The 21,008-nt window shown below is 74.8% G+C and carries 18 protein-coding genes; 6 read left to right on the forward strand and 12 right to left on the reverse strand.

Features of this window, described 5'->3' with window-relative positions:
• Nucleotides 1-9: 9 nt before the first annotated feature.
• The 6 genes from E1211_RS05315 to E1211_RS05340 all read right to left on the reverse strand — a co-directional run bounded on the left by E1211_RS05315 (nt 10) and on the right by E1211_RS05340 (nt 8,358).
• Nucleotides 10-852, reverse strand: coding sequence for a prenyltransferase/squalene oxidase repeat-containing protein (locus E1211_RS05315; protein ID WP_132345976.1), 843 nt, complete (start codon nt 850-852; stop codon nt 10-12).
• A 91-nt stretch (nt 853-943) separates the two neighbouring features.
• Nucleotides 944-2,125: an adenylyltransferase/sulfurtransferase MoeZ gene (gene moeZ, locus E1211_RS05320; RefSeq protein ID WP_132345978.1), complete on the reverse strand. Its 1,182-nt coding sequence runs from the start codon at nt 2,123-2,125 to the stop codon at nt 944-946.
• A gap of 169 nt (nt 2,126-2,294) precedes the next feature.
• On the reverse strand, nt 2,295-3,113 hold the full coding sequence (locus E1211_RS05325; RefSeq protein WP_132345981.1) for a DUF3152 domain-containing protein: 819 nt from the start codon (nt 3,111-3,113) through the stop codon (nt 2,295-2,297).
• A 130-nt stretch (nt 3,114-3,243) separates the two neighbouring features.
• A complete protein-coding gene (locus E1211_RS05330) occupies nt 3,244-4,077 on the reverse strand; it encodes a DUF3152 domain-containing protein (RefSeq protein ID WP_243709355.1) in 834 nt (277 codons plus the stop codon).
• Between the two features lie 152 nt (nt 4,078-4,229).
• Nucleotides 4,230-5,204, reverse strand: a complete 975-nt coding sequence (locus E1211_RS05335) for an alpha/beta fold hydrolase (RefSeq protein ID WP_132345985.1) — start codon at nt 5,202-5,204, stop codon at nt 4,230-4,232.
• Nucleotides 5,205-5,295: 91 nt separating this feature from the next.
• Nucleotides 5,296-8,358 carry a hypothetical protein gene (locus tag E1211_RS05340; protein ID WP_132345987.1) on the reverse strand — a complete coding sequence of 1,021 codons (3,063 nt, stop codon included), beginning with the start codon at nt 8,356-8,358 and terminating at the stop codon, nt 5,296-5,298.
• A 148-nt stretch (nt 8,359-8,506) separates the two neighbouring features.
• Here E1211_RS05340 and E1211_RS05345 point away from each other — a divergent pair, with 148 nt between their 5' ends.
• On the forward strand, nt 8,507-9,145 hold the full coding sequence (locus E1211_RS05345; protein WP_120680574.1) for a TetR/AcrR family transcriptional regulator: 639 nt from the start codon (nt 8,507-8,509) through the stop codon (nt 9,143-9,145).
• Nucleotides 9,146-9,255: 110 nt separating this feature from the next.
• Nucleotides 9,256-9,483, forward strand: coding sequence for a DUF3107 domain-containing protein (locus tag E1211_RS05350; RefSeq protein WP_120780983.1), 228 nt, complete (start codon nt 9,256-9,258; stop codon nt 9,481-9,483).
• A 75-nt stretch (nt 9,484-9,558) separates the two neighbouring features.
• Here the strand turns inward: E1211_RS05350 and E1211_RS05355 are convergent, their stop codons facing one another.
• Nucleotides 9,559-10,212 (reverse strand): ferritin-like fold-containing protein, encoded by a 654-nt coding sequence (locus E1211_RS05355; protein WP_132345989.1) that lies wholly within the window; start codon nt 10,210-10,212, stop codon nt 9,559-9,561.
• Nucleotides 10,213-10,540: 328 nt separating this feature from the next.
• On the opposite strand from E1211_RS05355, the gene E1211_RS05360 reads away from it, so the two are divergent.
• The 3 genes from E1211_RS05360 (at nt 10,541) to E1211_RS05370 (ending at nt 14,207) form a co-directional block, all read left to right on the forward strand.
• Nucleotides 10,541-12,193: a DEAD/DEAH box helicase gene (locus tag E1211_RS05360; RefSeq protein ID WP_132345991.1), complete on the forward strand. Its 1,653-nt coding sequence runs from the start codon at nt 10,541-10,543 to the stop codon at nt 12,191-12,193.
• A 204-nt stretch (nt 12,194-12,397) separates the two neighbouring features.
• Nucleotides 12,398-13,588 (forward strand): SAM-dependent methyltransferase, encoded by a 1,191-nt coding sequence (locus E1211_RS05365; protein WP_132345993.1) that lies wholly within the window; start codon nt 12,398-12,400, stop codon nt 13,586-13,588.
• A 202-nt stretch (nt 13,589-13,790) separates the two neighbouring features.
• Complete coding sequence (locus E1211_RS05370; protein ID WP_132345995.1) at nt 13,791-14,207, forward strand: helix-turn-helix domain-containing protein; 417 nt, start codon at nt 13,791-13,793, stop codon at nt 14,205-14,207.
• A 175-nt stretch (nt 14,208-14,382) separates the two neighbouring features.
• On the opposite strand, the gene E1211_RS05375 is transcribed toward E1211_RS05370, so the two are convergent.
• From E1211_RS05375 to E1211_RS05390, 4 genes are all read right to left on the reverse strand, one after another.
• Nucleotides 14,383-15,309, reverse strand: a complete 927-nt coding sequence (locus E1211_RS05375; protein WP_132345997.1) for a hypothetical protein — start codon at nt 15,307-15,309, stop codon at nt 14,383-14,385.
• Complete coding sequence (locus E1211_RS05380) at nt 15,302-15,526, reverse strand: heavy-metal-associated domain-containing protein (protein ID WP_132345999.1); 225 nt, start codon at nt 15,524-15,526, stop codon at nt 15,302-15,304. The genes E1211_RS05375 and E1211_RS05380 overlap by 8 nt, the downstream gene beginning before the upstream one ends.
• Nucleotides 15,527-15,632: 106 nt before the next feature.
• Entirely contained in the window at nt 15,633-17,804 is a 2,172-nt protein-coding gene (locus E1211_RS05385) for a RecQ family ATP-dependent DNA helicase (RefSeq protein ID WP_132346001.1), read from the reverse strand.
• Between the two features lie 57 nt (nt 17,805-17,861).
• Nucleotides 17,862-19,658 carry an AfsR/SARP family transcriptional regulator gene (locus tag E1211_RS05390; RefSeq protein ID WP_132346003.1) on the reverse strand — a complete coding sequence of 599 codons (1,797 nt, stop codon included), beginning with the start codon at nt 19,656-19,658 and terminating at the stop codon, nt 17,862-17,864.
• A 165-nt stretch (nt 19,659-19,823) separates the two neighbouring features.
• Here E1211_RS05390 and E1211_RS05395 point away from each other — a divergent pair, with 165 nt between their 5' ends.
• Nucleotides 19,824-20,642: a hypothetical protein gene (locus E1211_RS05395; RefSeq protein WP_132346005.1), complete on the forward strand. Its 819-nt coding sequence runs from the start codon at nt 19,824-19,826 to the stop codon at nt 20,640-20,642.
• A gap of 72 nt (nt 20,643-20,714) precedes the next feature.
• On the opposite strand, the gene E1211_RS05400 is transcribed toward E1211_RS05395, so the two are convergent.
• On the reverse strand, nt 20,715-21,008 hold a 294-nt coding region (locus E1211_RS05400; protein ID WP_132346007.1), incomplete at its 5' end, for an SDR family oxidoreductase.

Genomic DNA, 21,008 nt, shown 5'->3' on the forward strand with positions numbered 1-21,008 from the left:
GGCGGCCGGTCAGTCTTGCCCGGTGGTCGGGGTGAGGCAGGCGCGGACCGCCCGTAGCGTGGTGTGCACGTCGAACTGGTGGCCGTCGTCGCTCTCCCAACCACCGTCGCTGCGCTGGGTCTCGGCGAGGCGACGCCGGGCGGAGACGAGGAGCCACTGTTCCTCGCCGACCTCGACGCGGCGCAGCGTCGCGGCGAGCCAGGCCGCGTCCGCTCCGGACAGCTCCGGGAGCCGCTCGGCCAGCACCGCCTGGATCCGCGCCGACTCGTCGTACATGCCCTGCCGGTGCAGCACGGCCGCGCTCAGCCAACCGGCCGGCAGGAACGACGGCCAGCTCCCGTCGGGGCCGAGGCGCTCGGCGACGGCCTGGGCCGCCGCCTGCACCACCCCGGCGTACGCCCCGCCGACCCGGTGGTCGAGCGGGCCGGCGGACCGAGCGTCGAGCCCGGCGACGGTCAGCCAGAAGCCGGCGTTGGCGGTGAGGTAGAAGCCGGCCGCCGGGTCGCCGGGCCGGGCCCACTCCGGCGCGACCTCGGCCAGCGCCGGGTCCTCCTCCCAGCCACCGTCGGCGAGCTGCCGGGTGGCGAGCCAGTCCAGGGCGTGCCGGGCCGCCGGTCGGCCGAGCGCGCCCAGGTCGTCCAGCTCGGCGAGGCGGAAGCAGGTCGCGTCGACCGAGCCGATCGGACCGTCGAGGGTCGCCGGCCAGCCGCCCTCGGCCGTCTGCCCGAACTCGGCCCGCTCGATCAGCTCGACCGGTACCGGCGCTCCGGTGCGCAGCCGGGAGAGGCGGGCGCGTTCCACCGCGTCACCGTGAGCCACCACGAAGCCGATGGCGGCGTCCAAGTCGATCACGGCGGAGACGCTACCTGGGCAAACGCGATCCCGCCTCGGAGAATCGGCCGGGGTCGGCGCGGTTCAGCCCGCCCCGCCCCCGGCCGGTCGGTCAGTACGCGGGCAACGACGGATCGATCTGCTTGATCCAGGAGAGCACGCCGCCCTGGACGTGCACCGCGTCGCGGAATCCGGCGGCCTTGAGCGCGGCGAGCGCCTCGGCCGAGCGGACGCCGGACTTGCAGTGCAGCACGATCTGCCGGTCCTGCGGGAGGCGGGAGAGCGCCTCACCGGAGAGGATGTCGCCCTTGGGGATCAAGGTCGCGCCGGGGATGCGGACGATCTCGTACTCGGCCGGCTCCCGGACGTCGACCAGGAAGATGTCCTTGCCGGCGTCCTGCCACTCCTTGAGCTCCAGCGCGGTGATGGTCGAGTCGACGACCGCCTCCTGGGCCTCCTCCGACACCGCGCCGCAGAAGTCCTCGTAGTCCTCCAGCAGGTCGGTGACTGTCGGGTTCTCGCCGCAGAGCGCGCAGTTCGGGTCCTTGCGTACCTTGATCTTGCGGTAGGACATCTCCAGGGCGTCGTAGACCATCAGCCCGCCGACCAGCGGCTCACCGATACCAGTGATCAGCTTGATCGCCTCGTTGACCTGGATCGAGCCGATCGAGGCGCAGAGCACGCCGAGCACGCCGCCCTCCGCGCAGGAGGGGACCATGCCGGGCGGCGGGGGCTCCGGGTAGAGGCACCGGTAGCAGGGGCCGTGCTCGGACCAGAAGACCGAGGCCTGGCCGTCGAAGCGGTAGATCGACCCCCAAACGTACGGCTTGCCGAGCAGCACCGCCGCGTCGTTGACCATGTAGCGGGTGGCGAAGTTGTCGGTGCCGTCGACGATCAGGTCGTACTGGGCGAAGATGTCGCGGACGTTGTCCCGGTCGAGCGCGGTGTTGTGGATCTCCACCTGGACCAGCGGGTTGATCTCGCGGATGCTCGCCGCGGCCGACTCGGCCTTGGAGCGTCCGACGTCGGAGACGCCGTGGATGATCTGGCGCTGCAGGTTGGACTCGTCGACGGTGTCGAAGTCGATGATGCCGAGCGTGCCGACACCGGCGGCGGCGAGGTACAGGAGGGCCGGCGAGCCGAGGCCGCCGGCGCCCACGCAGAGCACCCGGGCGTTCTTCAGCCGCTTCTGCCCCTCGACTCCGACGTCGGGGATGATCAGGTGGCGCGAGTAGCGGCGGATCTCGTCAACGGTCAGCTCGGCGGCGGGCTCGACGAGCGGGGGCAACGACACGATGGACTCCCCGGGATCGGCGGTGCGAACCGAGCCATTGTCACTCGGTACCCGGCGGGTCGGCCATGAGGGAGGACACGACGCCCGTCATTCGGGAGGGGAATAGAACCGCCGGTCGCCACGCCTCGTCGTCGATGGCGCCGCCACCGCGCCCGACGTCGCGCTCGCCCTACGGGATGATCTCGCCCGCGTAGCGACGGCCGTCGAGGTAGGGCCAGGCGTTGGCGAGACAGCCCTCCAGCCCGTACGTCTGCTGCTGCATGACCGGTGCCGGGCTGCCCGGGGCGGGGCAGGACTCGTGCCCCTCGCCGAACTCGTGTCCGATCTCGTGGTTGATCACGTATGTCCGGTAGACCGAGAGCGGCGCGCCGTAGTCGGGCACCGCCTCCATCCAGCGGGCCAGGTTGATGATGACCTGCCCGGGCAGCCGGCAGGAGGTGTACCCCTCCGTACTGAGGCCACCCTCGGCGCACATGCGTTCCGAGGTGACCGGGGTGGCGAGGTAGACGGTGAAGTCCGCGTCCGCCGCCTCCGCCACCCGCTGCACCCGTAGCTCGCCCGAGGCGATCCAGCTGCGCGGGTCGGCGAGAGTCTCGTCCACGCTGGCCGCGAAGGCGTCCACGTCCTGGCCGCTCCCCTCCTCCACGACCACGCGGTAGCGGTGCAGCGGGCCGCCGTCGCCGACGACGGGCGTGCCGCCGTCGGCGGCGACGAACCGGCCGGGACCGTACGAGGGAACGACGACGGGCGGCTCCGGCCGCGGCTCGGCATGCGCCCCCACCCCGCCGCCGTCGGGCAGCCGGTCGGCCACCGACGAGGGCCTCGACGGCTCGTCGTCGCTGCTCACGACGATTCCGGTGGCGGTCGCGAGAAGCAGCAGCGCCAGCCCGAGCAGGACGGCACCGCGCCGTCGCGCGAAGATCCCGAGGAGAGCGGAGAACCGCCGTCGTCGGGGGGCAGGCGGGTCGTAAGGGGACGACGGCGTCATGTCCTCAGCGTGCCAGACCTATCGCTCGTTTCCGGGCGTTCAAGGCTAATACCCAGGGGAATCAGCGTTGCCTATAATCGGGCAAAACGTGTGAAAGACACGTTTTGGAGCAAGCTTCCAAGGCGGAGCATCAGAGCGGCGGGCCGGCGTAACGGCGGCCGTCGCGGTACGGCCAGGGATTGGCCACGCAGCCGTTGAGGAAGAGCGTCTGCTGCATCATCACCGGTGCCAGCCTGCCCTTGCCGGGACAGCGCTCGTGGCGGTGCCCCAGCTGGTGCCCCACCTCGTGATTGACCACGTAGAGCCGGTACACCGACAGCGGCACCTTCGCCCGTACGAAGTGCGGGACGGAGAGCCGCCACCGGTCGAGGTTGATGACGACTCTCCCCGGCGCCCGACAAGACGTGTACGGAAGCCCGCCGACCCGGATGTCCACCCCGCCCTGCGCGCACATCCGCCCGGCGGTGCGGGCCGTCGCCAGGTAGACGGTGAAGTCGGCATCCGCCCCGCCGGGCACCTGGCGTAGCCGCAGCCGGCCACTGTCGACCCAGCTGCCCGGCCCGGCGAGCGCGACCTGCACGGCCCGGCCGAACTCGTCCGCCTCCTCGCGACTGCCCGCCTCGACGGCGACCCGGTACTGCTGGACCCGGCCGGCCCGGCCCAGTACCGGCCCGGTCCGGTCGTCGTAGCCGAACCGGCCGGAGCCGGCCGAGGGCACCGGCCCCGGCAACCGCAACACCGGAGACGGCGACGGAGACGGCGCGGCGGTGGCCGGCGACGACCCGAGCAACGGCAGCGGGCCTCCGGTCGTCGGCGGCTCGGCCACGCCGGCCGGCACCGGCCGGGCCGTGACCTCCTGGTGCCGCACAATCACGGTGACCACCGCCCCGATCGCGAGCAGCACCGTCGAGAGCTGGGCGATCAGCTGGAACCGGCGGCCGAGGCGATGTCGGCGCCCCGCCACCGCGACGCCACGGCGGCCCAAATCACCCGGCCGCCCGCGCACTGCCCCGCCCCCGTACGGCTGCGGCGGAGGCACCGGCGTCGCGGCCGGGTGCCCGCCGGGCCGGACGATCGGGTCGCCGGTGGGGCGAGGCGTGGAGCGGGGCATCCGGCTCAGCGTGCCAGATCGTGACGCTCCGCACCCTCCCCCGTTTCGGTGAGTAGTCCCAGCACCGCCCGGGCGACCAGCCGGGGCGCCTCGAGCTGCGCCACGTGACCCACCCCGCCGAGCATCAGCAGCCGGCTGTCCGGAATCGCCCGGGCGGCCTGCGGGGCGACGCGGACGTCCACCAGCCGGTCCCGTCCACCACCCACGACCAGGGTGGGCGCGCGCACCGACCGGGCCAGCCGCCAGAGCGACCCCGGTCCGGGCAGGTACGACCGCAGGAAGCTGGAGACGAGCCCGCGGAACGTCCGGACGTACGCGGCCGCGTAGTGCTCGGCCTCGTAGCGCACCCGGATCTCCTCCAACGCCTCCCGCCGGCGCTGCTCGCAGATCCGGCTGAGGTCGGCCACGCACGCCTCCAGCAGCTTCTCGACCATCGCCTCGGGCGCCAGCTCGGTCAGCCGCCGGGCGGCCAACCGCTCCGCCTGGGGCAGGGCGAGCAGCGGCAGCAACCGGCCCTGCAACGAGCGGCGGAAGTTGAGGAAGGGCAGAGCCGGGGAGATCAGGGTGAGGGTGCGTACCAGGTCGGGGCGGAGCGCGGCGACCTGCACGGTGATCGCGCCACCGAGCGAGTTGCCGAAGAGGTGCACCGGCCCCCGGTCGGAGTGCTCGAGGTAGCGGACCAGCCGCGCGGCGAACGCCGGCACCGTGTAGCGGAGGCCGGGCTCACTGCGTCCGAAGCCGGGCAGGTCGATCGCCTGGCCCGCCAGCCGGCCGGCGAGCAGCCCGGCCAGGTCGGTCCAGTTCTGCGAGGAGCCGCCCAGGCCGTGCACGTACAGGGCCGGCTCCGCGCCGGGGGCGGTCGCCGGGGTCTCCCGGACGTAGCTGACCATGCCGTCGAGCCGGACCTCCCGGCCCGGCCACGGTGGCGGAACCCCGTGCTCCGGGAGCAGGCGCTCCGGGCAGAGGGTGGCGCGCTTCATCGCCTCAGTCTGCCCCCGAACGGCCCGGTCGGCAGCGCGTCGCCGGGAGCCGGCCACCCTCGGGCCCGGCCCGGCCGGGCTTGCCGGCCGGTCAGGCCAGCAGCGCCTCGAGTCGACGGTTCACCGCGGCCAGGGTGGCCCGGACGACCGCCTGCCGCGGGTCACCCGCGACGAGCGCCGACCCGGCCAGCTGCTCGACCCAGCCGTCGCAGACCAGCAGCACCACCACGGTGGCCACCTCGCAGTTGCCGAACGGCACGACGGCGGCGTGCTCGACGAAGCACCGCCCGCCCTCGGCGCGGGCCGGGCGGCGCAGCAGCTCGTCCACGGCCGCCGCCGCGGCCACCCCGCAGAGCCGCAGGACGTAGCCGTCGACGGCCGGCCCCGTGGCGTATCCGGCGGCGGTCTCGCCGGCGGCGACGAGCCGCACCTCCACGTTGGCGTCGAGGCCGAACGTGCTCACCTGTACGTGGTCGATCACCACCCGCGGGCCGGGGACGCCGCCGGTGTCCAGCGGACGCGACGGCCCGCTCTCCGTGGTGGTCAGCTGCGCGCCCGAGTACGAGGCCCCGAGGTTCACCGGGCTTCCGGTGGCCGCGCCGGAGAGCGCCTCGTCCACCGTCGCCCGACCCCGCTGCGGCCCGGGCGGACGGCGCCGGCGGGGCGGCTCCGGCTCGGAACGCGAGGGCCGGCCGGGAGCCTCTCCGGCCGCCCCCGCCTCGGTCCCGGCGGGCCGGTCCTCGCGGACCTCGCGGGCGGCACCGGCGGACTGCGCGGGCTCCGGGTCGCGTACGGCCTTGCGGCGGCGGACCGGCGTCGGGGGCGCGGCCGGCAGGCCCGGCACGTTCTGCGGTGCGGCGGCGAGCCCCATCCGCTCCTGGAGCAGGCGGGCGACCTGCCGGCTCACCTCGGCCGGGTCCGCGCCGTCGGCCAGATCGAGGCGGAGGCTGTGCGCACCCGCCGGGGTACGCCGCAGTGACGCGTCGCGGACCCCCGCCACTTCCCGTACCGCGCCGAGGATCGCGTTGACGTCGAATCCCTCGGGCCGTTCCTGCGGCGCCGCGGGCTCGTCGTCACGACGCAGGTGGGTGGCGATGCGGGCGAGTTGCGGCGTCTCGGCGGGTGGTTCCACGGCTGGCGGCTCCGGCACGACGGGCACGTCCGGCTCGGCGGGGACGCGCTGCGGCAGCACCGCCGACGTCGGGTCCGGTCGCCGGCCGACGGACTGGTCGGCCGTGGGCACCGGGTCGGGCGCGGATCGGCGGGCCGCGTATCCAGGCGCGCCCGCCGGAGCGGGCGTGGCGGGGGCGTGGTCGTGGCGACCGGCTCCGCTCGTGGCGGAGGCGGCGGGACCGGTCGGGACCTGGGCGTCACGGGTCACGCCCGGCGTCGGGTCGGGGACGTGGCGGCCGGCGGTCGGGGACTCCGGCGCCGTCCGGTTCGCCGCGTCCGCGTCGACCGGGCGGCGGCGGAAGGCCTCGGCGGCGCGGCGCGGAGTCGGCTCGGGGCGGTCCGCGGGGCTCGCCTCGCGGACGACCGGCGGGACGCTCGTCGGGCGGGTCGCGGCCCAGGACGGCCGGTCGGGCGCGGGCTCCCCCGATCCGCCCGCCCAGGCGGGCCGGCCGGCAGCGGCCGGACCGGATGGCGGGCCGGCGGGTGCCACCGGCGGCGCGCCGGTCGGCGCCCCCGGTGGCGGGCTCGTCGCCTCGGACCCGGCGGCCCAGGCCGGCCGCTCCGGCGTCGCCGATGGCGGGCTCGTCGCCTCGGACCCGGCGGCCCAGCCCGGCCGCTCCGGCGTCGCCGGTGAGCCGGACGGCTCGGACCCGGGCACTCGTCGCTCGGCGGCCCAGGCCGGCCGCTCCGCCGGGGTCGAGGTCGGCTCCTGCGGCGGCGCGGCGGCCGGCGCGGGCGGCCTGTGCTCCGCCGCCCAGGCAGGACGGTCCGCCTCGGCGGAGTGGCCGGTCTCGGAGGTCGCGTCGTACGGGTGGGACGGTTCCCCGGGGACCGCCTCGGAGGGGCGGCTCGGCTCCATCCGGACCGGCTCGTACGGCCGATGCTGCTCCGCCGCCCAGGCCGGCGCGTTCTGCCCGCGCGCCCGCCGCCCGCCCGGCCCGTCGGCCTCGTGGCCCTGCCGCGCGGCGGCTTCCTGGCGCGGAACCGGCTCGTCGAGCTCACGATCCAGGTGTCCGGTTGGCGCGGCGGGCCCGCTCGGGCGGCGGCCGACCGACTCGTCGTCCTCCCTGCCGCGGCGGCCGACCGGCTCGCCGGGCCCGGCCGACAGGTGGCCCGACGGCGGCTCGGCCTCGCCGGCCGCCTCGTCGCCCTCCCGGGCACGCCGGCGAGCCGGCTCCTCATCCTGCCGCGACCAGGACGGCGCCCAGGCCGATCCCCAGCTCGGCCGGTTCCAGCTGGGACCGGACCAGTCGGGCTCGCCGGCCGGCGGCTCGGCGGGCGCCCACGACTGGGCGGGGCCCGGCTCGGCTGCGGTCGGGTACCCGTCGGCCCAGCCGTGCTGATCGGCCTGCCGCTCGTCGGTCGACGCGTCGACGGTGGGCGCCTGGAAGCCCGGCGGCACCTCGAAGCCGGACGGGGCCGTGCCGACCGGCGGGACCTGGACGGCCGGCGGCGCCGACGTCGGCAGTCCCGGCTCGGTCCACCGGGGCCGGGTCACCGGTGGCTCCTCGGAGCCGTGCCGGGCGGGGCCCGGCTCCGGTTCGGTCGGGCCGTACGCCTGCTCGGCCGCCGGTGCCGGACGCTGGGCGGGCACCACCAGGCGCTCACTGCCGGGATCGCGGCGGTCCTCGTCGACGGGCGGGGCGCTCACCGGCGCCCGCCGGCTCGCGGACGCCTCGTCGGGCGAGTAGGACACCCCGTTGGCATGGTGCCCGTTCACCCGCGCCGGGGGCTCGGCGTCGCCGGTGAGGCCGGCGACCGGCGCCGGCAGGTCGCCGTGGCGCGGCGAGGAGGCGGCCCAACCGGTGGACGGATCGGGTGCCCAGCGCGCCGGCTCGCCGGACGCGCCCGGTTCGCCGGAGGCGTGCCAGGCGGCCGCCGGAGGCGCCCATCCGCCGGTGGAGCGGGAGGGATCCTGCTGCCCCGATCCGTCACCGTGCTCTCCCGGGGTGGCGGCACCGGGTTGACCTGCTTCACTCACCGCGCGCTCCTTGGTCGCCCCCGCTGAGGCTACCGTGTGGTGACAGTGGCGATAAGTTACAGCGGCGGGCCAATTCCGCGACGGTTGATCGAGCCCGACCGGTTCGGGGTAATCATGCCGGCCCGTACGGAGAAACTCGGAGGTTCCCATGACCGCTGTGGGGAACGGTGCGCAGACCGCCGGCCGGCCCACCCGGCTGCCGCGCTCGGCGCGCCGTAAGCAGCTGCTCGCCGCGGCCCAGGAGGTGTTCGTCGCCCAGGGGTACCACGCCGCCGCCATGGACGACATCGCCGAGCGGGCAGGGGTCTCCAAGCCGGTGCTCTACCAGCACTTCCCCGGCAAGATGGAGCTGTACCTGGCGCTGCTGGACACGCACTGCGACGCGATCGTGGCCAAGGTGCAGGAGGCGATGCGGAGCACCGACGACAACAAGGAGCGGGTCGGCGCCTCCGTGCGTGCGTACTTCGACTTCGTCGACCACGAGAGCGAGGCGTTCCGTCTGGTCTTCGAGTCGGACCTGCGTAACGACCCGGCGGTGCGGCAGCGCGTCGAACGGGTCGAGCAGGGCTGCATCGCGGCGATCACCGACACGATCATCTCCGACACCGGGGTGAGCCGTGCGCACGCCGAACTGCTCGCGTCCGGCCTGGTCGGCGCGGCCGAGACCGCGGCGCAGTTCTGGCTGGCCGGCGGCCGGCAGGTGCCGAAGGCGGAGGCCGAGGCGCTGGTGGCCGCGCTCTCCTGGCGGGGAATCGCGAGCTTCCCGCTCAAGGACGAGTCGGCCTGACCGGTCGGATCCCGCCGCCGAGCGGCGGCAGGGTGAGTCAGCCTGACCGCCACGGCCGAGATCGGATAGCCTTCCCACGGCGGCTCTTTCGCCCCAGTTGAGGAGGCATCGTGGAGGTCAAGATCGGCGTGCAGTACGCGCCGCGCGAGCTGGTTCTGGAGAGCGCGCAGGCGCCGGCCGAGATCGAGCAGATCGTGACCGACGCCATCGCCAAGAACGGCGGCACGCTGTCCCTGACCGACGAGAAGGGCCGGCGCGTGATCGTGCCGGTCGACAAGGTCGCCTACGTCGAGATCGCCGAGGCGTCCCCCCGAGCGGTCGGGTTCACCGTCCGCTAGGCGCAGATGGCGTCCGCGGCGGCCCGCCCGTCGCGGGCACCGGAACCGTGAGCCCCGGGCCACCCGGCCCGGGGCTCAGTTGTTCAGGCCGGCGGCGGTCATCCGCTCGGCGTGCGCGGCGGTCAGTCGCCGGAGCAGCGCCTCGACGTTCAGCCGCTCCCCCTGCGCGATCAGCGCGGTGAGCGCGCCCCGGTCGGCGGCGGCGACCCGGCTGGCCTGGGACAACGCCTCACCGACCAGCCGCCGGGCCCACATCGAGAGCCGGTGTGCCACCCGCGGTTCGGCGTCGATCGCGATCCGGATCTCCGCGGCGGCGAACTCGGCGTACCCGGACTCGTGCAGCACGTCGAGCACGAGTTGCCGGTCCGGCTCGTCCAGCGCGGCCGCGGCCTCCCGGATGAAGTCGTCGGTGATCGCGTCACCGACGTACGCCTTGGTCACCGCCTCCGCCCAGTCCCGCGGCTCGGTCGAGTCGTGGTACGCCTGCACCGCCTCCACGTACGGCGCCATGGCGTCCTGCGGCGCCACCCCGAGTGCCGTGAGCCGGTCGGCGAGGCGCCGGTAGTTGGCGACCTCCGCCGCGGCCATCTCGCCCAGCGCGGCCCGGCGACGCAGGTCGGGGGCGAGCCGCGCGTCGCCGGCCATCCGTTCGAAGGCGAGCAGCTCGCCGAGGGCGACCAGACCGAGCAGGTCGGCGACGGCGGACGCGGGCGCGGTCGGGGCGGACACCAGCGCAGGTTACCGCCCGGAAGAGCCGACGCGCGGCCCCGCGGGGCGGCCGCCCGGGCGGGGTGACCGGGACGCCCGGATGTGAGCTCGACCACAGATCATCCACCCGGTGGATCGACCGAGACCCGGAATCAGGACGCCACCCTGCCGGTTCAGGTAGTATGGAACAGTTGCCGTGGGCGCCGATCTGATCTCACTCAGGCCCCCCGGCGCGCGTGCGGCCCGGTCCGGCTCGGCGATCTGCCCCCGACCGTGTGGCCCGCGCCAGACCGAACGCGCCCTGCGGAGATGACGGGGCGCACCCACGAGAGGGCACCCCCACATCCAGATGAGCGAATTCACGCAGGACAGCACGGGGGGCCAGAACACGGCCCCCACCACACCGGCCCGACCGGAAGCACCGACCTTCGCCGAGCTGGGCGCGCGTCAGGAGACCGTCGACGCGCTGGCCACGGCCGGCATCACCCACGCCTTCGCCATCCAGCAGTACGCGCTGCCGATCGCGATGCGCGGCACCGACCTGATCGGCCAGGCGCCCACCGGCACCGGCAAGACCCTCGGCTTCGGCGTCCCGCTCCTCGAGCGGGTCTTCGCGCCGGGCGAGGGCGGCGACGGCATGCCGCAGGCGCTGGTCGTGGTCCCCACCCGTGAGCTGGGTCTCCAGGTCGCCAAGGATCTCGCCATGGCGGGCAGCACCCGGGGCGTCCGGGTCCTGCCGATCTACGGCGGCGTGGCGTACGAGCCGCAGATCGAGACGCTGCGCAAGGGCGTCGAGATCCTCGTCGGCACGCCCGGCCGCCTGCTGGACCTGGCCAAGCAGAAGCACCTCCGGCTGGACCGGGTACGCGCGCTGGTGCTCGACGAGGCCGACCGGATGCTCGACCTCGGTTTCCTCGACGACGTCGAGAAGATCCTGGCGATGCTCCCCGAGGACCGGCAGACGATGCTCTTCTCGGCCACCATGCCGGATCCGATCGTCACGCTCTCCCGACGCTTCCTGCGCCACCCCGTGACCATCCACGCCGGGCACACCGCCGAGACCGGACCGTCACCGCAGACCGAGCAGCTGGTCTACCGCACCCACTCCCTCAACAAGGTCGAGATCGTGGCGCGGATCCTCCAGGCGGAGTCGCGCGGGCTCACGATGATCTTCACTCGGACGAAGCGGGCCGCCGACCGGGTCGCCGAGGACCTCGACTTCCGCGGCTTCGCGGTGGCCGCCGTGCACGGTGACCTCGGCCAGGGTGCGCGCGAGCGGGCGCTCCGGGCGTTCCGGGCCGGCAAGATCGACACTCTGGTCGCCACCGACGTGGCCGCCCGGGGCATCGACGTGAGCGGCGTCACCCACGTCATCAACTACGACTGCCCCGAGGACCAGGACACGTACACCCACCGGATCGGTCGTACCGGCCGCGCCGGGGCGAGCGGCGTCGCGGTGACCTTCGTCGACTGGGACGACATGCCGCGCTGGCGGATCATCGACAAGACGCTCGGGCTCGACATGCCGGAACCGCCGGAGACGTACCACACGTCGCCGCACCTCTACACCGACCTGCACATCTCTCCCGAGGTGAGCGGCACCCTGCCGACCGCCGAGCGGACCCGGGCCGGGCTCTCGGCCGAGGTCGAGGAGGACCTCGGCGGTGGCCGGGCCCGCCGCGGTGAGGGCAGCCGTGGTCGTCGTACCGCCGGCCGCCGCCGCGGCGGCGACGGGTCGGCGGGGCCGGACGCGGCCGCGCCCGTCGAGAGTGACGCCGCGGAGGCGAAGAACCCACGCCGGCGGCGCCGCCGCCGGGCCGGCGAGGTGGTCACGGACGGCGAGACGACCGCGGTGATCAGCGACGGCGGCACCGCCGAGCCGGTCTCCTCCGGCGCGGAGGGCGAGGCGTCGCCGGCGCCGAAGCCGCGCCGTCGACGGCGTCGACGCCCCGGTGGCAGCCCCGCCGGAGCCGCCACCGCCGAGGCGACCACGGCCGACTGACACGCCAGAACGCACCACGGACGTCCCCCGCCCACCGGGCCGGGGGACGTCCCGTCTCCACCCCCACCTCCGGGTTGCGGTCCCGGGCACGCCGTCACGGAACGAGTCGCTGTCCGACACGGAACAGCCACTCGTTGCGTGAACGAGCTCCCTGCGGGCGGGCGCGGTGGGGCGGGTGAGGTGGGGTGAGGGGAGGATTGAGGGATGGCTGAACCGCTGGACGCCGCGCTGGGCGAGGTGCGCGCGCTGCTGCTCGACCCCGCGCTGGCCCGCGCCGTCGCCGCCGGACGCCGCCGGGGGTTGCGCCCCTCGGTCGTCCGGGCGGAGCTGCGCCCGGTGACCCTGAAGGCGGGACCCCGGCTGCAGATCGCCACCTCCGACGGCGCCCGCCCCTACACCCGTAACGTCGCCCCGGGCGCGGACGCGGCCGAGGCGGTCGACGCGCTGCTCGCCGAGCCCTTCGGCAACTGGCACGTGGAGACCGCCGACACGACGCTCCAGCTGCGGGTCACCAAGTCCGGCGAGGCCCAGGTCCACCGGGCGCGGGCGACCCGGCCGGCCGCCGAACCGGCCGGCAACGACCGGGCGAAGGAGTACCTGCTGGATCCGGGCGACCCGATCTTCGCGGAGATCGGCGGCTCGGCGGCGAAGCGCCGCCAGGTGGACGCCTTCCTCCGGGCCCTCGCGGCGACCCTGCCCGACGAGCTGACCGGTCCCCTGCGGGTGGTGGATCTCGGCTGCGGCAACGCATACCTGACCTTCGCCGCGTACCGGTACCTGTCGGGGCGCGGGCTCGACGTGGAGCTGGTCGGCGTCGACGTCCGGGAGGACCAGCGGCAGCGCAACACCGAGCTGGCCGCGCGGATGGGGTGGGGCGACCGGGTCCGGTTCGTGGCCGGCACGATCGCCGACGCGGTGGTCGACCCGGCGCCGGACCTGGTACTGGCCCTGCACGCCTGCGACACCGCCACCGACGAGGCGCTGGCCCGGGCGGTGCGCTGGGACGCCCGCTGGGTGCTCGCCGCGCCGTGCTGCCACCACGACGTCGCCGCCCAGCTACGGGCGCGACCGGCACCGGCCCCGTACGAGCTGCTGACCCGGCAGGGCATCCTGCGCGAACGGTTCGCGGACGTGCTCACCGACGCGCTGCGGGCCGGGCTGCTCCGGCTGCACGGCTACCGCGCCGAGGTGGTGGAGTTCGTCGATTCCCGGCACACTCCCCGGAACCTGCTCATCCGTGCCCGGCGCAGCACCGCCCCGCCCACCGACGAGCAGCGGCGGGACTACCGGGAACTGGTCGATCAGTGGCGGGTCACCCCACGGCTGGAGACCCTCCTGGCCACTGAGGACGGTCCGGGGACCCCGGAGGCGTCCGCTCCGGGCGGCGCCCGCTAGCCCGGCCCCTGGCGGCGGAGATCCACCCCGGCTCGGCCGAGGACAACGATCACCACCTCTCTCCACTTTCGTCCGGATACCCGGCAGAAAAGGTCCCGTCGACGGGACCTTTTGTGCGGTCAGTCAATTGTTTCGGGGCCCTCCGGTACTACGCTCGGACGCGACATCCGGTGTTCCACCTCGAGAGGGAAGAACCGCAGCGATGCGTTCCGCAGAGGTTTCACCGCAGATGGCCTTCGCGCGCTTCGTGCGCCGGGCCATCGATGACGCTCGCGACGAGCGGGGGTGGACGGTCACTGAGCTGGCCGCCCACACCGGCGTCGGCCGCTCCACCGTCTTCCGCTGGCTTGCCGGCGACTGGCAGGACTACCCCGAGCTGGCGAAGGTGCGGTCCTTCTGCGCCGCGCTGGAGCTTCCGGTCGCCGCGGCGTTCCGCGCTCTCGGCCTGCCGGACACCGGCCCGGCCCCTCGCCGCCGCGGCGAGGAGGGCCCGGTCGAGGCGGACGTCCGGGTGATCCTGGACCGGCTCGCCGACCCCGCCGTGCCGCTCGAGGAGAAGCACCACATCCGCGACCTGCTTCGCTACCTGGCGCGCCGCCCGATCCGCCGGGCCGGCTGAGCCCGCCGAACGAGCGACGACTGCCCGGCTGAGCACGCCGAAGGAGCGACGACGCCCGGCCGGCTGACCACGCCGAGCGGGCTGACAGGCGGTGCCGGCGACGATCGGCCGACGAGCGGCGCCGGCCTCGACGGGTCCCCGGAAGTCCGGGCCGAGCCCGCGCCGCCGGCTCGCGTCACGGCACGACGACGGTGAACTCCGCGGTACGCACCACGCCGGCGACCTGGAAATCCAGGAAGAGCCGGTACCGGCCCGGACCGGGCGTGGTCAGCCAGAACCGCACCGCCCCGTCGACCAGCTGCGGCTCGGGGTGCACGTGCAGGTACCCGAGATCCCCCTCGCGCAGCGCCACCAGGTGGCCGTACGCCCCGAGGTAGCGCTCCAGGGCCGCGGCGGCGCCGTCGGCGGCGATCCGGAACGTCAGTGGCACGCTCGCGCCCGCCTGCGGTGTGCCCTGGTAGTCGACCGTGAACCCGCCGACCGTCGTCGAGGTGGCGGCGGCCGGCAGCGGGCGCGGCTGGTAACCGCCGGGCACGGCCAGATCGACGCCGAGGGTCAGCGCCGCCTGCGTGCCGTCGTCGGCCACGACGGTGAAATCGGCGTACGCCCGCCAGGTGCCCGCCTGCGGCAGCGTGAGGGGCACGGACCAGGTGCCGTCCGGCGCCATCGTCGGGTGCAGGTGCTGGAAGCCGCTGAGGTCACGGCGGACCACGATGAGGTGCATCGGCTTGTCGTGCACGATCGCGAAGCGGGTGACCGGTTCGCGCTGCGCGTCCCGGATCTGGAACCGGAACAGTCCCTCCCGACCGGGAGTGAACCCGGTGGCGAGCGGGGCGAGCGTGTACCCGGCCACGCTGACCGCCAGGCCGCCGGCGTCGGCGTCCATTGCCTGGTCCGCCCCGGCGACGGCGCCGTGGTCGTGCGGGGCGGTGCTGGGCGGGTGCGTGTGGTCGACGGTCTCCAGGCCCACCGCCGTGGGGGCGCTGCCGGAGTTGAGCCGGCCCAGACCGAAGCCGAGCAGGACGGCGAGCACCAACCCGCCGACCGCCAGCGCCAGCCGGAGGGTGCCGCGGTCGGGAGCCGCGGAGACCCGGTCAGGCACCGGAACCCAGCTCGTAGCCGGCCTCGTCGACGGCTGCGCGTACCGACTCGTCGGAGAGCGGCTCGGCGCTGGTGACGGTCGCGGTGGCGGCGGCGAGGTCTACCCGGACCTCGCGGACGCCGGGCAACGCCGCGAGCTCGTCGGTCACCGCCCGTACGCAGTGCTCGCAGGTCATGCCGGTGACGGCGTACGTACGCGTGGCAGCCTGCTCATCCATGGCGCCCACGGTACCGCTGAGCGGGACCGTGACCGGCCGGTGTTCCGGCGGCGTGGTGACCGTCGCACCTTCGTGTCCCCGGGAACTTTCCCACGCGCCCGGGAGGTCAGCCGGCGACCGCCAGGGCGAGCGGCAGCACGTCCGGGGCCCCGGCGCGCCGCAGCGCCCGCGCGAGCAGCGTCATGGTCCAGCCCGAGTCGATCAGATCGTCGATGAGCAGCACCGGCCCGTCCAGGGCGGCGAGCGCGGCGGCGACGTCGTCGGGGACGGTGAAGGCGTCGTGCAGCGCGCGTACCCGCTGGGCGCTGTTGCCCCGGGCCGCGCCGGCCGGCGACACGGCCGGTGGCAGCTGGCCGAGCAGCGGTAGCCGGCCGACCGTGGCGACCCGCTCGGCGAGCGAGCCGACCAGCCGGGCCCGGCTCCGGGAACCCGCCGCGACCACGGCGACCGGGCGGCGTGGCCACGGATCGTCACCGTGCGCCCACGCTTTGAGCACCTCGACCACGGCGGATGTCACGTCGTCCGGGACCGGGACGTCGGCCGCCTCCGGGCCGACCAGCTCACGTAGCCGGCCACCCCAGCCGAGGTCGGAGAGGCGGCCCACGGCCCGACCCGCCAGCGCCTGCTCCGCGGGCGCGATCCGCCCCTTGAGCGGTACGCCGACCGCGTCCAGCCCGGTGGGCCAGAGCTTCTTCGGCGGGACCTCCACCCCCGGCCGGCCGAGGAACGTCTGTGCGGCGCTCAGCGCGGCCGGCGAGACCTCCGTGCCGAACAGCGGATCGGCGCAGCGGTCGCACCGGCCGCAGTCGGCCGCCTCGGAATCGTCCAGGCACTCGCGCAGGTAGCGCATCCGGCAGCCGGGCGTGGTCGCGTACTCCCGCATGGCCTGCTGCTCGGCGGTGCGGGCGGCGGCGACGCGCCGCAACCGGGCCTCGTCGTAGACCCAGGGCTCGCCGGTGGCGAGCCAACCGCCGCGAACCCGGCGGACCGCGCCGTCCACGTCGAGCACCTTGAGCATCAGCTCCAGCCGCGCCCGGCGCAGGTCGACCAGCGGCTCCAGGGCCTGGGTGGAGAGCGGCCGGTCGGTGTGCAGGGCGGCCAGCACGGCCCGTACCTGCTCTTCCGGCGGGAAGGCGAGCGAGGCGAAGTAGCGCCAGATGGCCGCGTCCTCCGCGCCGGGGAGCAGCAGCACCTCGGCGTGCTCCACGGCCCGGCCGGCCCGACCCACCTGCTGGTAGTACGCGATCGGCGAGGGGGGTGCGCCGAGGTGCACCACGAAGCCGAGGTCGGGCTTGTCGAAGCCCATGCCCAGCGCGCTCGTGGCGATCAACGCCTTGATCTTGTTGTCGAGCAGGTCCTGCTCCGCGGCGCGACGGTCCGCGTCGTCGGACTGCCCGGTGTACGAGGCGACCGGGTAGCCGCGGGAGCGCAGGAACTCGGCCGCCTCGCCCGCCGCCGCCACGGTCAACGTGTAGACGATGCCCGAGCCGGGCAGCCGGTCGAGGTGGTCGGCGAGCCAGGCCAGCCGGTGCGCCGGGTCGGGCAGGTCGAGGACGCCCAGACGCAGCGACTCCCGGTCGAGCGTGCCGCGCAGCACCAGGGCGTCGCTGCCGTCACCCGTGCTGAGCTGCTCGGCGACGTCGGTGGTGACCCGCGCGTTGGCGGTCGCGGTGGTGGCCAGCACCGGCGTGCCCGGTGGCAGGTCGCCGAGGAAGGTCCGCAGCCGGCGGTAGTCAGGCCGGAAGTCGTGCCCCCAGTCGGAGACGCAGTGCGCCTCGTCCACCACCAGCAGACCCGTGGTGGCGGCCAGCTTCGGCAGCACCCCGTCACGGAAGTCGGGGTTGTTGAGCCGCTCGGGGCTGATCAGCAGCACGTCCACGGCGCCCGCGTGGATCTCGGTGGTGATCTCGCCCCACTCGTCCAGGTTGGCGGAGTTGATGGTGCGGGCTCGGATCCCGGCCCGCGCCGCCGCCTCCACCTGGTTGCGCATCAGCGCCAGCAGCGGCGACACGATCACCGTCGGGCCGACGACGTCGCCCGGGACGCGGGGGCCGACGGCGCCCGTCGCCCGGTCACGCTCGCGCAGCAGGGCGGTCGCCACGAAGTAGACCGCCGACTTGCCCCAGCCGGTGCGCTGGACGCAGAGCACCCGGCGCCTGTCGACCACCAGCGCCTCGATGGCCCGCCACTGGTCCTCGCGGAGCCGGGCGTGGTCGCCGGCCAACCGCCGAAGCACCGCCTCGGCCCGCTCCCGCACCGCCGCTCGATCCTGGCTCATCCGGCATTTCTACCAGCGAAGCCCGACAGCGCCACGGCTCGGCGCCGGAGGCGCTGGTCACGAGCCGGGCGGGCGCGCCGGGTCCGAGCTGGGCACCGTGATCGGTGGCAGGAAGACGAGCAGGTCGCGGAGGGGCTCGGTGACCTGGGGCGGGAGCATGCAGCGGCCCGCGAACTCCTCGATCGAGACGTACGGGCCCCGCAGCCAACGGTCCACGGCCAGGTGCCGGCACTGCTCGACGGTCAGGCCGGGCAGCCCGGCGAGGATCTGCTCGGGTACGGCGTTGACGTCGATCAGGCCACCGTCGTCGAAGGTCCGGGGCAGGTCGGGACGACCGATGCGCAGCTCCGCCCGCGCCGCCGGGTAGTGGTAGAGCAGGTACCGGGAGTGTTCTCGTCGGATCCGCCGTTCCTCCTCGGCGCGGCTCCTGGCGCTGCCCCGACCGCCGGTGAGCGTCGCCCAGACCCCACGGTTGAGGACGACCACGTGCGCCGCTCCGACGAAGAGACTGACCGCTGCCAACCCTATGAAGAGAGTCGCCGTGGTCATCGGCGGCTCGGCCTCGGGGTTCTCGATGTCGAGCAGGGAGATCTCGACGACGACCAGCGCCAGGTAGCCGAGGCCGGCGAGCGCGAGACGCCAGCTGCGCCGCCACGCCGCGTACGCCAGGACCACCAGCCAGGTGAGGCACCCGAAGGAGAGCAGGACCAGGAGAGTGCCCGCGACCGTGGCGGTGGCGCTGACCCAGCGGGGCGTCGTGCCCCCCGGTCGCGCCCTGTTCTGCGCCGGCGTCGGCACCGCGAACGACGAGGGCACGGGCGGTGGCGGGACGTACGTCGGGAAGGATGTTCCGCCAACGGACGGCACGTCGGGCGCCGCTGCGGCCTGCGGCCCGGACGGCAGGTCGACCGGTACCGCGGGCAGCGCCGGGCCAGGCGCCGCCGGTGACGGTGACCCGGCCGGGCCGGGCGATGCGGCGACGGGCGCCGCCGGTGACGGCGCTTGCGCCGCCGACGAGGCGACGGGCGCGGGTGAGGGCGATTCGGGAGCGGCCGGTGCGGTGGGAACCGCTGCCGGTCCCGCGGCCGGCATGAGGGTCGGATCGGAGCGGAGGATGCGTCGGTGCAGCCTCTGGAGCGCGTCGTCGGGCTCGATGCCGAACTCCTCGCGGAGCAGGTCCGCGTGCTCCCGGTAGACGGCGAGTGCTTCGGCCTGCCTGCCGCTGCGATGCAGGGCCAGCATGAGCTGGTGCCGCAGCCTTCCGCGCAGCGGGAACTCGGCCGTCAACTCCACCAGCTCGCCGACCATCTCCCGGTGTCGGCCGAGGTCGAGTTCGATCTCGGCGCGCGTCTCCAGCGCGGCGGCGCGCAGCTCCACCAGTCGGTGCCGGGCCGAATCGAAGAGCGGGCCGGGCAGCCCGGTGAACGGTTCACCGCGCCAGGACTCCAGCGCCGGCCCGAGGACCGCGTCGGTCACTCGACCCTCAGCGCGCAACCGCTGGGCCCGGTGCACCTCGCGCTCGAACACCACGGCGTCGACCGACGCCGGTGGTACCCGCAGCAGGTAGCCCGCGTCGGTGAGGGTCAGCACCTGGCCCGGCGTACGTGGGGAACGGTCCGGCTCCAACACCCGGCGCAGGCCGGCGACGTACTTCTGCACGACGTTCGGCCCGTTCGCGGGTGAATCCTCCGGCCAGACGGCCTCGACGATCTGACCCGTGGGCACCGGTCGACCCGGCGACAGCAGCAGGACCGCCAGCACAGCGCGCTGCTTGCCGGGGCCGGCGTCGAGTTCCCGGTCGCCGTACCAGGCTCGCTGAGGGCCGAGAACCTCAAAGCGCAGCGTTCCTGACATGCGAATTCCCGCTCCTGACGACCCCCAACGCGCGTCGGCGGCAGCCGCACGACAGCCGGACCGCAGCACCGGCAGCCCGTCGGCAGCATAACGGCAGCAGTCCGGCAGTGGCGGCCCCCAGGATCATCATCGGCAACCGCCGGAACTGCGAGAAAGAGAACCGCGATGACACAGCGCACCCGTACCGCCGGACTCCCCCGCCGGGCTGCCGTCGCCAGCGCCGCCCTGGCGGTGGCCGCCCTCAGCGCCGGATGCGTACCCGGCGCGGACCGGGCGGCCGAACCTGATGCCTCCAGCGCCGCGCCCACTGCCAAGGAGGCGCTGCTCGCCGCCGTGCCCGACGGCACGGAAGGCACCTTCCGCTTCTCCGGGAAGGACTCGTCCAGCACGATCTCCGGTCTGGTCGACCCGGCCGGGAAGGGCACCGAGATCAGCACCGCGGTCAAGGACGCCGACTTGGGCTTCACGACGACGATCTCGTTCCGGATCGTCACCGAGCAGACCTGGATGAAGGTGAAGTTCAGCAACACGAAGGGCCTCACCGGCTTCCCAAAGCTGCCGGACCGGTGGCTGCGGCTGGATCGGGAGCGGATCGCCGACGCCGAGAGCGCCCCCGTCTACGAGGGCGCGGACGTGGGCAACGCCGGCCCGCTGATCGAGGCGGCGACGAAGGTCGAGGAGCAGGCCGGCGGCCGGTACGCCGGCACGATCGACCTCACCTCGGGTGAGGCCGCCAAGGTGCTGGCGGAGGAGGAGATGGCCGCGCTGGGCGCGAAGGCCGCAGCGGTGCCGTTCACCGCGCAGGTCGGCCCCGACGGCAACCTCGCGTCGTTCACGATGAGGGTGCCGGCCGCGGGCGCGCAGAAGGCGTACGAGTACCTGGTGCAGTACCGCGACTACGGCAGCGCGCCGAAGGTCACCGCCCCGGCGGGTAGCGCGGCGCAGGACGCTCCGACGGCGGCGTACGAGCTGCTGAACGGCTGACCGATCGCGGCAGGGGGAGGCGGCGCGGCCACACGGGGGGCCGCTTCACCTCCCCCGCCGTGGGGTCCACGGTCAGCGGCCGAGCACGTACCCGCCGTTGATGCCGAGCACCTGGCCGATGACGTAGCCGGCCGCGGGGCTCGCGAGGTAGCGCACCGCCTCGGCCACCTCGGCCGGCTCACCGGCCCGACCGACCGGGGTGGCGGCGACCCGCCGCGCGTGGCCTTCCGGCGTCATCGTGTCGCCGAAGAACTCGGTCTCCGCCACGTAGTCCGGGCTGACCAGGTCGACCGTGACGTGCTCCGGGCCGAGGTGGCCGACCTGGTCGGACTCGGTGAGGTCGGGGTCACCGCCCCGCCCGCGCCC

The organism is Micromonospora sp. 15K316 (genome assembly GCF_004348525.1).
Classification (GTDB): domain Bacteria; phylum Actinomycetota; class Actinomycetes; order Mycobacteriales; family Micromonosporaceae; genus Micromonospora.

Bases quoted from the DNA above. Each gene is read 5' to 3' on its own strand.
- E1211_RS05325 (WP_132345981.1), bottom strand. From the start codon at position 3,113: ATGACGCCGTCGTCCCCTTACGACCCGCCTGCCCCCCGACGACGGCGG.
- E1211_RS05335 (WP_132345985.1), bottom strand. From the start codon at position 5,204: ATGAAGCGCGCCACCCTCTGCCCGGAGCGCCTGCTCCCGGAGCACGGG.
- E1211_RS05345 (WP_120680574.1), top strand. From the start codon at position 8,507: ATGACCGCTGTGGGGAACGGTGCGCAGACCGCCGGCCGGCCCACCCGG.
- E1211_RS05360 (WP_132345991.1), top strand. From the start codon at position 10,541: ATGAGCGAATTCACGCAGGACAGCACGGGGGGCCAGAACACGGCCCCC.
- E1211_RS05365 (WP_132345993.1), top strand. From the start codon at position 12,398: ATGGCTGAACCGCTGGACGCCGCGCTGGGCGAGGTGCGCGCGCTGCTG.
- E1211_RS05370 (WP_132345995.1), top strand. From the start codon at position 13,791: ATGCGTTCCGCAGAGGTTTCACCGCAGATGGCCTTCGCGCGCTTCGTG.
- E1211_RS05380 (WP_132345999.1), bottom strand. From the start codon at position 15,526: ATGGATGAGCAGGCTGCCACGCGTACGTACGCCGTCACCGGCATGACC.
- E1211_RS05385 (WP_132346001.1), bottom strand. From the start codon at position 17,804: ATGAGCCAGGATCGAGCGGCGGTGCGGGAGCGGGCCGAGGCGGTGCTT.
- E1211_RS05390 (WP_132346003.1), bottom strand. From the start codon at position 19,658: ATGTCAGGAACGCTGCGCTTTGAGGTTCTCGGCCCTCAGCGAGCCTGG.
- E1211_RS05395 (WP_132346005.1), top strand. From the start codon at position 19,824: ATGACACAGCGCACCCGTACCGCCGGACTCCCCCGCCGGGCTGCCGTC.